General features: G+C 63.5%; 13 protein-coding genes. 7 read left to right on the forward strand and 6 right to left on the reverse strand.

Going from position 1 to position 13,786, the window contains the following annotated elements; genetic code table 11:
- Positions 1-3: 3 nt before the first annotated feature.
- Entirely contained in the window at positions 4-1,074 is a 1,071-nt protein-coding gene (locus tag FJ426_RS09725) for a diguanylate cyclase (protein ID WP_140560903.1), read from the reverse strand.
- Positions 1,075-1,400: 326 nt separating this feature from the next.
- On the opposite strand from FJ426_RS09725, the gene FJ426_RS09730 reads away from it, so the two are divergent.
- Positions 1,401-1,820 (forward strand): GFA family protein, encoded by a 420-nt coding sequence (locus tag FJ426_RS09730; protein WP_140560904.1) that lies wholly within the window; start codon positions 1,401-1,403, stop codon positions 1,818-1,820.
- Positions 1,821-1,897: 77 nt separating this feature from the next.
- Positions 1,898-2,257 (forward strand): diacylglycerol kinase, encoded by a 360-nt coding sequence (locus FJ426_RS09735; RefSeq protein ID WP_140557810.1) that lies wholly within the window; start codon positions 1,898-1,900, stop codon positions 2,255-2,257.
- Between the two features lie 22 nt (positions 2,258-2,279).
- On the opposite strand, the gene FJ426_RS09740 is transcribed toward FJ426_RS09735, so the two are convergent.
- Both FJ426_RS09740 and FJ426_RS09745 read right to left on the reverse strand, forming a co-directional pair.
- Positions 2,280-2,867, reverse strand: a complete 588-nt coding sequence (locus FJ426_RS09740) for a DedA family protein (protein ID WP_140498949.1) — start codon at positions 2,865-2,867, stop codon at positions 2,280-2,282.
- The gene (locus tag FJ426_RS09745) at positions 2,864-3,424 is read right to left on the reverse strand and encodes a DUF1003 domain-containing protein (protein ID WP_140498947.1); all 561 of its coding nucleotides are present in this window, start codon (positions 3,422-3,424) and stop codon (positions 2,864-2,866) included. Before FJ426_RS09745 ends, FJ426_RS09740 begins: the two co-directional genes overlap by 4 nt.
- Positions 3,425-3,513: 89 nt before the next feature.
- Here FJ426_RS09745 and FJ426_RS09750 point away from each other — a divergent pair, with 89 nt between their 5' ends.
- The 3 genes from FJ426_RS09750 to FJ426_RS09760 all read left to right on the forward strand — a co-directional run bounded on the left by FJ426_RS09750 (position 3,514) and on the right by FJ426_RS09760 (position 6,432).
- On the forward strand, positions 3,514-4,230 hold the full coding sequence (locus FJ426_RS09750) for a DNA-3-methyladenine glycosylase I (RefSeq protein ID WP_140560905.1): 717 nt from the start codon (positions 3,514-3,516) through the stop codon (positions 4,228-4,230).
- 62 nt (positions 4,231-4,292) lie between these two features.
- The gene (locus FJ426_RS09755; RefSeq protein WP_140525390.1) at positions 4,293-5,969 is read left to right on the forward strand and encodes an NAD+ synthase; all 1,677 of its coding nucleotides are present in this window, start codon (positions 4,293-4,295) and stop codon (positions 5,967-5,969) included.
- 49 nt (positions 5,970-6,018) lie between these two features.
- A complete protein-coding gene (locus FJ426_RS09760) occupies positions 6,019-6,432 on the forward strand; it encodes a GNAT family N-acetyltransferase (RefSeq protein ID WP_140525389.1) in 414 nt (137 codons plus the stop codon).
- A gap of 328 nt (positions 6,433-6,760) precedes the next feature.
- Here the strand turns inward: FJ426_RS09760 and FJ426_RS31785 are convergent, their stop codons facing one another.
- Entirely contained in the window at positions 6,761-6,913 is a 153-nt protein-coding gene (locus tag FJ426_RS31785) for a hypothetical protein (RefSeq protein WP_224518946.1), read from the reverse strand.
- Between FJ426_RS31785 and FJ426_RS09765 the strand changes: the two genes are divergently transcribed.
- Both FJ426_RS09765 and gltX read left to right on the forward strand, forming a co-directional pair.
- Complete coding sequence (locus FJ426_RS09765; protein ID WP_224518947.1) at positions 6,912-8,615, forward strand: ABC transporter ATP-binding protein; 1,704 nt, start codon at positions 6,912-6,914, stop codon at positions 8,613-8,615. The genes FJ426_RS31785 and FJ426_RS09765 overlap by 2 nt on opposite strands.
- 199 nt (positions 8,616-8,814) lie before the next feature.
- Entirely contained in the window at positions 8,815-10,188 is a 1,374-nt protein-coding gene (gene gltX, locus FJ426_RS09770) for a glutamate--tRNA ligase (RefSeq protein ID WP_140525387.1), read from the forward strand.
- Here gltX and FJ426_RS09775 read toward each other — a convergent pair.
- Positions 10,106-11,302, reverse strand: a complete 1,197-nt coding sequence (locus FJ426_RS09775) for a DUF2865 domain-containing protein (RefSeq protein ID WP_140560906.1) — start codon at positions 11,300-11,302, stop codon at positions 10,106-10,108. The genes gltX and FJ426_RS09775 overlap by 83 nt on opposite strands.
- A 77-nt stretch (positions 11,303-11,379) precedes the next feature.
- Entirely contained in the window at positions 11,380-13,704 is a 2,325-nt protein-coding gene (locus tag FJ426_RS09780; RefSeq protein ID WP_140498933.1) for an NADP-dependent malic enzyme, read from the reverse strand.
- Between the last annotated feature and the right edge of the window lie 82 nt (positions 13,705-13,786).

Raw genomic sequence — 13,786 nt, forward strand, 5'->3', positions numbered from 1 at the left:
AAATCAGTCTTGCTTGTAGAGCAGCCAGCTCTTGCCGGCGCGGCCCGCCATCGTCGAATGCCTGGTCACGCGGTTACGTCCGCTGACCTTTGAGCGGTAAAGCGCCCGGTCTGCCTTGCTGTAGAGGTCTTCAGGGCCCTCGGCTTCGGATGCCATGCAGATGCCCATCGAGACGGTGACGGTGCCGTAATTCATGCCGGTCTGGCTGCTGGTGAAAGGCGACTGCTCGATCAGCGCGCGAATGCGTTCGGCGATTTCGTAGGTGGCGTCCTCGCTTGCGCCCTCGACGATCAGCGCGAATTCCTCGCCGCCGGTGCGGGCGACGAACATGTCGGCGCGAATGCTGGTCTGGAATATATCGGCGATGATCTGGAGGATCTTGTCGCCGACGGGATGGCCGTACCTGTCGTTGATGTCCTTGAACCGATCGATGTCGGCGAGGATCAATGCGTTGAACAGGATGCCTTTGTTGCTGTTGTAGATCCTGGTGATTTCCTTGTCGAAGGCGCGACGGTTCCAGATTTGCGTGAGGGGGTCGGTGTCGGCCAGGCGCTTGTATTCCTCGAGCTTCGACTTGACGCTTTCCAGTTCCGCGGTCTTGTCGCTGAGCGTCGAGGCAACTTGCCGGCCATGATCGATCGTCGAATTGGTGGCGACCGCCATGGCGTTGACGATCTTCTGCAGAACATCCGGCGACAGCAGGCTGTTTCTGCCGAGTCCGCTCGACGTTTCGTTGAGGATCCTGCCGTATTTCTCGATGTGGCTGCGCTCGCTCCTCAGCAGCGAAGCGATGTCCTCAAGTTCATTGGCGATGACTTCCCTGGCGTGCTCGACGATGCCGGAGCCATGGTTCTGGGCAAAGAAGGCGCGTCCGATCCGGTCGAGGTCGTCCTGTGTCGGTCGGCCGCTCAGCGACACGACGGCAAGGCTGAGCTCGCGATTGGATCCGCTCAAGGCCTCGTAGAAGATCTCGTAATTGCGTGGCAGGCCGAGCACGCCGAGCTGGCGCATTGTGGCCAGGACAGTGCTCGCAATATCGGTGCTTCGTTCGCTCTGGGCGGCTGCCGGCTGCATGTTCTGTTCACTCTTCCCCGGGAACACGCTGCGGCATTCGCAGGCATCCAATGTCGCCGACCTGGGGAACGCTGGCCATTCCAGTCCATCTTGCGAAGAAGGCGCGTCCCCACTCACGACTTTCGCTTGCGAGGATCATAGATGCAGCAGCGCTAAAGTTTCCTTAATCCGCTGAATCCGGCCTGTTTTTCGCTGATTCCGGCTTTACACGCCTTCATCCGTGAACAAACAATTCCCGAGCGCGCCAAATGCATGTCGCATTTTCTTGCGCGCAGCCACCGAAAAGCTGGGATCCTGTCAGCAGCGATTTCTTTTGGGATGGTGCGATGAGTGAAAATCATACGGGATCGTGTCTCTGCGGAGCGGTTCGCTTCAGGACACGAGGGCCGTTGCGCGGCGTCATCTATTGCCATTGCTCGCAATGTCGCAAGCAGAGTGGACATTTCTATGCCGCAACCAATGTCCCGGACGCCAATATCGATATCGACGGCGCCGACAACATCACCTGGTATGAGGCGTCCGCCTTCGCCGGGCGCGGTTTTTGCAAGACATGCGGATCGCTGCTTTTCTGGAAACCGCGGGACGACGCCTATGTTTCGGTTCTGGCGGGATCGTTCGATGAACCGACAGGCCTCAAGGGCCAATGCCACATATTCGTGGGTGACAAGGGCGATTATTATTCGATCGACGACGCGCTGCCTCAATTCGAGAAGTCGACCCCATCGGTGAAGGTCGCCGACGAATGAATTTTGGGCGAGCCAGCTTATTCCATTGATCGGGCCATTGCTTTATCCCGTGCCGGTGATTCGCAAAGGGGTTTGGCATGCAGCGGCTGATCGACGCTTATTTCAACTCGCTGCGGGCGTTCCGCAAGCTGGCTGCAACTGAAAAAGCTTTCCAGCAGGAGCTGGCGCTGCTCGCCCTTGCCCTTCCGATCGGCTGGTTCGTTTCGGTGTCGTGGCGCGGCTACGCGCTGCTGATCGGCGCGGTGCTGCTCCTGATCATGGTCGAGGTGCTGAACACCGGCATCGAAGCGGCCTGCGATGCCTTTAGCCGCGAATTCAATGTCGACATCCAGCTGGCCAAGGACTGCGGTTCGCTGGCGGTACTGATCTCCGTGGCGATCGTCGCCGGCGTCTGGGGCATCGCGATCATCGAGCGTATCGTCGGGCTGCCGATCTGAGCTTTCGACCGCCGGCCGGCGGTCAGTTTTCCCTGGCACGTTCCTTTCGGGCGAAATGGCGGGCGATGAGCCAGGCGAGTACGGCCACGGCCAGGCCGATAGCCAGGCCCACCAATATCCGCTCATGGCGAAGCAGCGCCTGGCCGATGAAATGCTCGGCGCCCAACCCGAAGACATAGCCGATGGTGCTGAACAGCACCGCCCAGACCGCCGAGGAAATGGCGTTCAAGACGATGAAGCGGGGTGCTGCGATGTTCGACAGGCCGGCCGCGATGCCACCGACCAGGCGCATGCCATAGACGTAGCGGTTCGACAGCACGAAGATGTTGGGATGGGTGTTGAGCAGACGATAGGCGCGGCGGAAGCCGGGCCGCTTGCGCAACCCGACGACATAGCGATGGTCCGCGAAACTTCTCCCCAGGATGAAGAAGCAGGTGTCGCCGGCGAAGGCCCCAAGCGCTGCCACGACGACAGTCTGCCAGAGGACGAAGATATGCTGATGGGCGAAGAAGCCGCCGAGTATGGCGGCACTCTCGCCCTCGGCGACACAGCCCAGAAAAACGGCGATCAGCCCGTATTGTTCGATGAAATGATGGATCGCGTCGCTCATGACGGCGATTGCTGCGACAGCCTCTCGTCGATCCGCTTGACCAGTTCGGTCAGCCGCACGATCTCGTCGCGCATGCCGATGATCTGGCCGTGGCGCATTTCGTCCAGCTTTTCATGCAGCGCCATGATCTCGATCTCGGCCTTCAGATTGACCTCGTAGTCGTGGGCGGCATCGATGCGGTCGCGCTCGGTCTGGCGGTTCTGCGCCATCATGATCACCGGCGCCTGCAGCGCCGCGACCATGGACAGGACGAGATTGAGGAAGATGAACGGGTAGGGGTCGAAGGCGTCGCGCGCCAGAAGCCAGGCATTGGCTGATGTCCAGACGATCAGGAAGGCAATGAAGCCAAGGATGAACGACCAGGAACCGCCAATGCGGGCGATGCTATCGGCAAGGCGGTCGCCAAAGGTCTGGTGGAAGGCGACGGCCTTGTTGGTGTCCCTGGAGATCGTTGTGCGCTCGAGCGTCGACTGCAGCACCCGGTTCTCCAGGGCGCTGAGACCGTCCGGCTTTCGTCTCAGCCAGCGGTTCGCCAGATCGTCGATTGTCTTGTTCATGGCCGTCTCCAAGGGCTTGGCTGGCGATAGACGTAGAGGCTGCCGGCCCGCGCGGGAAGTGCTAGATTTGATGGGAACCGGAGGGACTTATGGTCGACTTCATGAAAATTCGCGCTCGCGCCGCAAAGCGCAAGGGCGGCGAGGAGGAACTGGTCTCGCTGCTCGGGCCGATTCCCGACAACGCCGCCGTGGCCGACATCGGCGATGACCGTATCCTGTCGACGATGGCCGAGCGCGTCTTCGCCGCCGGTTTCGTCTGGCGCGTCATCGAGCAGAAATGGCCCGGATTCGAAGAGGCGTTCCTGCGCTTCGAGCCGAAGCGGTTGCTGTTCCAGCCTGACGATTTCTGGCATGAACTGGCATCCGACCAGCGCATCGTGCGCAATCCGCAGAAGATCAAATCCGTTCGCGACAACGCTGCCTTCGTCGAGCGCGTGTCAAAAGAGCATGGCGGCTTCGGCACATTCCTCGCCGAGTGGCCCGCCGACGACCAGGTCGGGCTGATGGCCTATCTCGGCAAGCATGGCAGCCGGCTCGGCGGCAATACCGGCCAGTATTTCCTGCGCTGGCTGGGTTGGGACGCCTTCGTCATTTCGGCCGACATGGCGGCCGCCCTTCGCGATGCCGGGCTCGATATCGCCGAAAGCCCGACGTCGAAGAAGGATCTCGACAAGATCCAGGCCCAGGTCAACCGTTGGGTTGCGGATACCGGCCTGCCGCGCCGGCACATTTCGCGCATCCTGGCGATGTCGATCGGGGAGAACCATTCGCCGCAGGCGCTGCGCGACTATATGGGCAACGACTGATGTCGAAATTGGCCCAAGCAAACGCCATTGCGGGGCGAATTTTGCCGCGCTAAGTCAGCAGCATGACCAAGAAGCCCGACATACTGCGCATCGCCGTTGCCCAGCTCAATCCGACAGTCGGCGACGTTGCCGGCAATCTCGCCAAGGCCCGCGAGGCGAGGGCGGATGCCGCGCGTCAAGGCGCCGATCTCGTGCTCTACACCGAGCTTTTCCTCGCCGGCTATCCGCCTGAGGATCTGGTGCTGAAGCCGGCCTTCCTGAAGGCCTGCGAGCGGGCCGCGCAGGAGATTGCCGCCGACACCGCCGATGGCGGTCCCGGCGTCATCATCGGCACGCCGCTGAAGCGCAAGACCGGCACCCACAACTCGATCGTCTTCGCCGATGGCGGCAAGATCATCACCGAGCGCTATAAGGTCGATCTGCCGAATTATGGCGAGTTCGACGAGAAGCGCGTCTTCCAGGCCGGACCGGAGATCCAGGGGCCCGTCAATTTCCGCGGCGTGCGTCTGGGAATCCCGATCTGCGAGGACATCTGGGGCGACATCGGCGTCTGCGAGACGCTGGCCGAGAGCGGCGCGGAAATCCTGCTGGTGCCGAACGGCTCGCCCTATTACCGCGCCAAGATCGATGTGCGCCACCAGGTCGTCATCCGCCAGGTTATCGAATGCGGGCTGCCGATGATCTATGCAAACCAGCTCGGCGGCCAGGACGAGCTGATCTTCGACGGCGCGTCGTTTGCCATAGGTGCCGACAAGCGGCTTGCTTTCCAGATGAGCCAGTTCGAGGAGGCGGTCGACATCACCACCTGGAGGAGACAAGGCGAAAACTGGGTCTGTTCGGAAGGACCGATGTCGAAGATCCCCGAACGGGAGGAGGCCGACTACCGCGCCTGCATGCTGGGCTTGCGCGACTACGTCAACAAGAACGGTTTCAAGAACGTCGTGCTCGGCCTGTCGGGCGGCATCGATTCGGCCATCTGCGCGGCCCTTGCCGTCGATGCGCTGGGCGAGGAGCGGCTGCGCGCGGTGATGATGCCTTACCGCTATACGTCGAAGGATTCGCTTAAGGATGCTGAAGACTGTGCCCGCGCACTCGGCTGCCGCTATGACATCGTGCCGATCTTCGAGCCGGTCGAAGGTTTCCTTCATGCGCTGACGCAGCTTTTCGAAGGCACCAAGGAAGGCATCACCGAGGAGAACTTGCAGAGCCGCGCGCGCGGCACCATCCTGATGGCGATTTCCAACAAATTCGGCTCGATGGTGGTTACGACAGGCAATAAGAGCGAGATGTCGGTCGGCTATGCCACGCTCTATGGCGACATGAATGGGGGCTTCAATCCGATCAAGGACCTGTACAAGATGCAGGTCTATGCACTGTCGCGCTGGCGCAACAGCCACGTGCCGCCGGGCGCGCTCGGACCGTCGGGCGAGGTGATCCCGAAGAACATCATCGACAAGGCGCCGTCGGCGGAACTGCGCGAGAACCAGACCGATCAGGATTCGCTGCCGCCCTATCCGGTGCTGGACGACATCCTCGAATGCCTGGTCGAGAACGAGATGGGCGTCGACGACATCGTCGCGCGCGGCCATGACCGGGCGACGGTGACGCGCATCGAGCACCTGCTCTACGTCGCCGAATACAAGCGCCGGCAGGCGGCGCCCGGCGTGAAGATCACCAGGAAGAATTTCGGCCGCGACCGTCGCTATCCCATCACCAACCGGTTCAGGGATCGCGGCTAGACACCGTACCGACCGAAAATTCGCGTCATGCCGCAGGCGAGGGGTAGCGATGCCCGAGTGTGAAATCAGCTTCGACCTGTCACGGATCGACTTCAGGGCGACATCCGACCTGTTGATGGCAAGCTATTGGGGCGGCGGGCGCAGTGACGAGACCCACCGCCGCGCCTTCGCGAATTCGCTCTGCGTCGGCGCTTATGTCGAAGGCAAACAGGTCGGCTTCGGCCGGGCGATCACCGACCGCACGGTGTTCGCCTATCTGGCCGATATCATCGTCTGGCCGCAGCATCGCGGGCAGGGCATCGGCTCGCGGCTGGTGCAGGCACTGATCGATCACCCCGAGCTCCGCACCGTTTCGCACTGGAGCCTATCGACCAGCGACGCGCATGGGGTTTATGAAAGACTGGGATTCAAGGCATCGACCGATGGCCGGTACATGCGCCTCGATCGTAAGCCGATCCGCTGACCAAGCGCCTTTGCCGTTGTTGCAAATTTATCCCAGTGCTTGGACCAGATGCCGTTTTTGGTGACCGCCAGCCTTGGCGATGCGATGAGGCATCTCTATAAGGGCCTCTCCGCGATTCCCTTTAGGGAGGACCGAATGCCAGGATTTGACATCGTTATGCGAGGCCGCGAAGCCTAGGTCCCGACCGGCGCGCCGCAGGGTTTTCACCCTCGGAACGGAGCCGGATCGAGAACAGGCCTTTGCCGATGCCGGTCGCCGCCTTCGGGCAAGTGGCCATTCATAACCGAACCTCCGCATTCCCGGGCATTGAGCCCCTTGCGCGGTTTTTTCAATTTTCGACCTTACCGGGATCGGGCTTTTTGCGCCCGAATGACATCATGGCTCGTTTTCGAATCGATTTGCGCGCAAGCGCCTTTCGCAGCGTTCTTGGCTTTACTTTCACCCACTGGCGGCGCCAGCCCTGGCGGCTTTCGCTGATCATGGCTGGTTTCCTGCTGTCGACGCTGGCCGATGTGCTGACGCCGCTCTATTCCGGCCGGCTGGTCGATGCCGTCGCCAGCAGCGCCGGCGCCGACGAGATCGCCTGGAATGCCGCGATGACCGCGTTTTCCATGCTGATGGCGTTGGCGCTGGCGGGTGTCGTCCTGCGCAATTTGGCCTTCATGGGGATCGTCGAACTGACGCTGAAGATGATGGCCGACATCGCCGCCGCCGCCTTCCACCGTGTCCAGCGCTTTTCCACCGACTGGCACGCCAACAGCTTCGCCGGATCGACCGTGCGCAAGGTGACGCGCGGCATGTGGGCGTTGGACCTGCTCAACGACACGATCCTGATCGCGCTGCTGCCGTCGATCGTCATGCTCGTCGGCTCGACGCTGCTGCTGGGCTGGTTCTGGCCGCTGATGGGAGCGGTTGTCGCCGCCGGCTCGGTGCTGTTCATCGCTGTCACGGCGATGCTGTCGCTTGGTTATGTCGCGCCGGCGGCCAGGCTCGCCAACACCTGGGACACGCGCCTTGGCGGCTCGCTGGCCGACGCGGTGAGCTGCAACGCCGTGGTCAAGGGGTTTGGCGCCGAGGAGCGCGAGGAGAACCGGCTTGCGAAGGTCGTCGCCAAATGGCGTGCCCGCACGCGGCGCACCTGGGTGCGCGGCACCATCAACGGTACCACGCAAGGGGTGCTGCTGCTGGTGATGAGAGCGGCGGTCATCGGCCTGGCGCTGATGCTGTGGTCGTGGGGGCAGGCAACGGCCGGCGACGTCGCCTTCGTGCTGACTTCTTTCTTCGTCCTGCAAGGCTATCTCAGGGATATCGGAACGCATATCCGCAACCTGCAGCGCTCGATCAACGACATGGAGGAACTGGTCGATTTCCAGTCCGAACCGCTCGGCATCGAGGATCGGCCCGGCGCCGGACCGATCCGCATCACGCAAGGGGGCATCGCCTTCGACGACGTCACCTTCCATTATGGCAGTCACCGTTCGCCGCTCTATCGCGATTTCTCGGTCGATATCGCGCCGGGCGAGCGGGTCGGGCTGGTCGGCCATTCCGGGTCGGGCAAGACGACTTTCGTCAAGCTGATCCAGAGGCTCTATGACGTGAACGCCGGCCGGATCCTGATCGACGGCCAGGACATTTCGGAGGTGACGCAGGCGTCGCTGCGCGCGCAGATCGCCATCGTGCAGCAGGAGCCGATCCTGTTCCACCGCTCGCTGGCCGAAAACATCGCCTATGCCCGGCCTGGCGCCACGCAGGCCGAGATCGAGCACGCCGCGAAGCTGGCGAGCGCGCACGACTTCATCGCCAACCTGCCGAAGGGCTACGGCACGCTCGTCGGCGAGCGCGGCGTGAAGCTGTCGGGCGGCGAGCGCCAGCGCGTGGCGATCGCGCGCGCGTTCCTCGCCGATGCGCGCATCCTGATCCTGGACGAGGCGACGTCGAGCCTCGATTCAGAATCGGAGGTGCTGATCCAGCAGGCGATGGAGCGGCTGATGGTCGGCCGCACCACGCTGGTCATCGCGCACCGGCTTTCGACGGTGCGGGCGCTCGACAGGCTGTTGGTCTTCGATCGCGGCAAGATCGCCGAGGAAGGCTCGCATGACGCGCTGATCCGGCTGCCGGGCGGCATCTACCGCCGCCTGTTCGAGCGCCAGGCGCTCGAATTGACCAAGGGACTTGTCACCTGATCGGGGATGGCCTCCGGCTCTGGCCCGGAGGCCATCCCATCAGGCGCCGGCGGCTTGACGGGCGGGCGGCGCGGGACATGTGATCGCGGGCGGAGCCGCGTCCGCCAAGTCTTTTCATTGCTTGCGCCATGTTCTATGTCTGCGGCACGGCACGGGGGCGCGTCTTGTCAATCACAAAAGCATCCGGTACGCCCCGCTCATGACAGTTACCGTTCGTTTCGCCCCTTCACCGACAGGCCGCATCCATATCGGCAATGCGCGCACCGCCCTGTTCAACTGGCTGTTCGCCATGAACCATAAGGGGCGCTTCATCCAGCGCTTCGACGACACCGATGTCGCGCGCTCGAAGCAGGAATTTTCCGACGCCATCCTTTACGACCTGCATTGGCTTGGCATCTTTCCCGACACCACCGAATACCAGTCGCGTCGCTTCGAGATCTATGACGCGGCGGTCGAGCGGCTGAAGGCGGCGGGCGTTCTCTATGCCTGCTATGAAACACCGGAGGAGCTCGACCTCAGGCGCAAGGTGCGCCGTACGCGCGGCCTGCCGCCGGTCTATGGCCGCGAAGCGCTGACGCTGACGTCGGAACAGATCGCCGAATATCAGGCCGATGGCCGCCGGCCGCACTGGCGCTTCCTGCTGCCCAATTTCACCGGCGATCCGCAGCAGCCGGAGCGCACCGAAATCCATTGGAACGACCTGGTGCGCGGGCAGGAAACCGTCGATCTCGCCTCGCTGTCGGACCCGGTGCTGGTGCGCGAGGACGGCACCTATCTCTATACGCTGCCATCCGTCGTCGACGATATCGAGATGGGCGTCAGCCATGTCATCCGCGGCGACGACCACGTCACCAACACCGGCGTGCAGATCGCGCTGTTCCGGGCGCTGGGTGCCGAGCCGCCGGAATTCGGCCACCACAATCTGCTGACCACCGTTTCGGGCGAGGGGCTGTCGAAGCGCACCGGCGCACTCTCCATCGAAAGCCTGCGCGAGGACGGCATCGAGCCGATGGCGGTCGCATCGCTGGCCGTGCTCGTCGGCACGTCGGAGAATGTCGCCGCCGCGCACGACCTGGCCGAACTCGCCAGCCGTTTCGACCCGGCTGCGACTTCGAAGTCGGCGGCAAAGTTCGACCCGGACGAGCTTTTCGTGCTCAACCGGACGCTGCTGCACCAAATGCCGTTCTCCGAAGCGCAGAATCGGCTGGTGGTGCTCGGCATATCGGGCGAGCAGGCGGAACCGTTCTGGCTGGCTGTGCGCGGTAATCTCGACAGGCTGGCCGATGCTGTCGGCTGGTGGCGCATCCTGCGCGAAGGGCCGCAGGAGAAGCCGGAATTTTCCGACGCCGATCGAGATTTTCTTCACCAGGCCATCGATCTGCTGCCCGAGGAGCCTTGGAACGGGACCGTCTGGAAGGACTGGACGGCCAAGATCAGGGAAGCGACCGGCCGCAAGGGCAAGGCGCTGTTCATGCCGCTGAGGCTCGCCCTTACCGGACTGACTTCGGGACCGGAGCTTGCAGATCTATTGCCGCTGATGGGTCGGGAAGGAACGTTGGCCCGACGACCCTGACCTTCCGCTGTTCCGGCGGCAGCGTCGAGACCGGCGATGTGACCGGTTTGACCGCAAGCCGCTTGATGGCGTCGCGGTCCAGCCCGCCTGCGGCGTTTGCCAGCGTCTCGGGATCGGCACCTGGATCGGGTTTGGAGGCAGGCACCGGAATGAACGGGGCGCCCTCCGTTTGCGGCCGCGACTGTTGCTGGCTTGGCGGATTGCCGCCGATGATCTGGAAGTTCTGCGCGGCGTTGCAGCCGCAGGCCGGCGGCCGCGACAGGTTGGGCTGCTTGTAAAGATAGGCCGTCGGCAGTTCGCTGTAGGGTCGGCCGGTGACCGACGATGTCATGTCGGCTGAATCGTCGCCCATGCCGCGCGAATAGAAGACCTGGATCTCGGTGCCGGGACAGCTCGATTCGCAGTTCTTCTGGTCGCGCTCGAAATCGCCGACCGAGGCGGCATTCGACATCGGAAAGAAGTAGCCGTCGCAGGTGCGCACGCAGGTGGTACGGAACTCGCCGCCGACGCCCGGAAAATCCGGTATGCCGGACCGGCCCGGCACGCGGCGGATATTGCGCTCCTCGTCGGGATCGTCAGACTGGTCGAGCGTATCGAGCCGGCGTGTGTCGCCGCCGAACAGCTGGTCGAACAGATTGCCGTTGCCTTGTTCCCGTTTCGCTTCGCGCAAGAGTTCGCGGCGGGGCGCCACCGCGTCCTCGCGGCAGCCATTGGTGTCGAGCGCGGCCAGGATGCGTGCGCGATCGCGCCGCGAACCGCCGCCGGCGAGGCGGGCGCGCTTGGCCTGCAAGCTATCGAGATTGGCGTTCATGCGCTCGATGGTGGCGTTGAACCCAGCGCATTGGCTGACATTGCGGCTGAATAGAGAGAAGCCGCAGCCGGCGCTGCTGGACTGGCCGCGCGCCTTTGAAATCTGCTCGCGTTGCCGGTCGATCGCGGCGTCATATTTCCGGATCAGGGCCGGACCGCCACTGCCGCGCGAGGTCGCGGCAAGATCGGTCTCGAGCTGGCGGCAGACACGCGAGGCGGCCTGCGGCTCGGAGACGGCGGCGCCCGAAAGCAGCAGGCCAAGCAGCACGGCGAGATGCGCCTGCTTCCACCCTTTGCCCATCATCCGCCGAAACCCTGCTTGGTTGTTCGCCGCACGCTACGTGCTCGTGGTTAAACCGCAGTTTACCCCCGAATTGGTGTTCAGCCCAGATCGACGACAGCTTGCGCCTTGTGGGCGGCCTCGACCACCGCCAGCGCTGTCATGTTGACGACGCCGCGCGAAGTCACCGAGGGCGTCAGGATATGCGCCGGCTTGTCGGTGCCGAGCAGGATCGGGCCGACATGCAGGGCATCCATCATGGTCCTGAGCGCTGTCAGCGTGATGTTGGCGGAATCGAGGTTGGGGAACACCAGGAGATTGGCTTCGCCCTTCAGACGCGAATGCGGATAGACGCGCTGGCGCAGATGTTCCGACAGCGCGGAATCGGCATGCATCTCGCCGTCGCATTGCAGCTCGGGCGCGATGCGCGCCAGGATCGCCGCCGCCTGCCGCATCTTGAGCGCACTCGGCGAATCGCGCGAGCCGAAATCCGAATGCGACAGCAGCGCCGCCTTGGGCTCGATGCCGAAGCGCTGGATCTCCTCGGCCGCCAGCACGGTCATTTCGGCGATCTCGTCGGCGGTGGGGTCGACAGAAACATGGGTGTCGGTCAGGAAGATGATGCCGCGTTGCGAGATCAGCATGGACAGCGTCGACAGATCCCGGTCCTTGATGCCGGTTCGTGGCCCGATGATCAGCGTGACGTTGCGCAGGTGCCGCTCGAAACGCCCTTCGAGGCCGCAGACCATGGCGTCGGCGTCGCCGCGCTTCAATGCGAGGGCCGCGATCACCGTGTTGTCGGTGCGCACCATGGTGCGCGCGGCCTCCGTCGTCACGCCGCGCCGGCCGGCCAGCTCGATCAGGAGGTCGACGTAATGGCGGTAGCGCGGATCGTCCTCCGGGTTGATCAGGCCGAAGTCGACGCCGGGCTTGATGCGCAGTCCGTAGCGCTTCAATCGCACCTCGATGACGTGCGGACGGCCGATCAGGATCGGCTCGGCGATGCCTTCCTCCAAAACCACCTGCGCGGCGCGCAGCACGCGCTCGTCCTCGCCGTCGGCATAGATGACGCGCTTGGCGCTCGACGCCTTGGCCGACGAGAACACCGGCTTCATCACCAGGCCGGAGCGGAAGACGAAGCGGTTGAGCTTGTCGATATAGGCGGAGAAGTCGCTGATCGGCCTTGTCGCGACACCGGTGTCGCAGGCCGCCTTGGCGACGGCCGGGGCGATGCGCAGGATGAGCCGCGGATCGAAGGGCGAGGGGATCAGGAATTCGGGTCCGAACACCGGCGTCTCGCCGGAATAGGCGCGCGCGGCGACATCCGAAGGTTCTTCGCGGGCAAGGGCGGCGATGGCCCGCACCGCGGCCATCTTCATCTCCTCATTGATGGCGCTGGCGCCACAGTCCAGCGCGCCGCGGAAGATGTAAGGAAAACACAGTACGTTGTTGACCTGATTTGGAAAATCGGACCGGCCCGTGCAGATCATCGCGTCGGGGCGCGCCGCCCGCGCCACTTCCGGCATGATTTCCGGATTGGGATTGGCCAGCGCCAGGATCAAAGGCTTCGGCGCCATGTGCTGGAGCAATTCCGGTTTCAGCACGCCGGCGGCCGAAAGCCCGAGGAACACGTCGGCGCCCGATATGACGTCGGCCAGCGTGCGTGCCTCCGTGTCCTTCACATAAGGATCTTTCCAGCGGTCCATCTCGTCGGTGCGGCCCTTGTAGGCAACGCCGAACCGGTCGGTGACCCAGATGTTCTCGACCTTGGCGCCGAGCGAGACCAGCAGGTTGAGGCAGGCCAATGCCGCCGCGCCGGCGCCCGAAGTGACGATCTTGATGTCGGCAATGGTTTTGCCGGCGAATTCCAGGCCGTTGAGCACTGCGGCGGCGACGATGATGGCGGTGCCGTGCTGGTCGTCATGGAAAACCGGTATGCCCATCCGGGCCTTCAGTCGCTCTTCGACCTCGAAGCATTCCGGCGCCTTAATGTCCTCGAGGTTGATGCCGCCGAAGGTCGGTTCCAGCGCCGCCACCGTTTCGACCATGCGCTCGATCTCGGGCGCGTCGATCTCGATGTCGAAGACGTCGATGCCGGCGAATTTCTTGAACAGGACCGCCTTGCCTTCCATGACCGGCTTCGAAGCGAGCGGGCCGATATTGCCCAGGCCGAGCACGGCCGAGCCGTTGGAAACGACGCCGACCAGATTGGCGCGCGCCGTGTAGTCGGCCGCGGTCGCCGGATCGTCGCGGATTTCGAGGCAAGGGGCCGCCACGCCCGGCGAATAGGCGAGCGCCAGGTCGCGCTGGTTGCCGAGCGGCTTGGTGGCCTGGATTTCGAGCTTGCCCGGCGTCGGGTGCTTGTGGAAGTAGAGCGCGGCTTCGTCGAGGTCCGAACGTGCCGTTTTCTTGCTCTCGCCGTTCATTCCGGGCCTCCCTGCGATCCTGCGTGCCGCCTTCTTAGCATGCGGCCAAGGTTTTTCGCGACGCCAAATGACGCAATCGCCA

Origin of the sequence: Mesorhizobium sp. B2-6-4, from assembly GCF_006441495.1 — a bacterium.
In the GTDB taxonomy this organism is placed as follows: Bacteria; Pseudomonadota; Alphaproteobacteria; order Rhizobiales; family Rhizobiaceae; genus Mesorhizobium.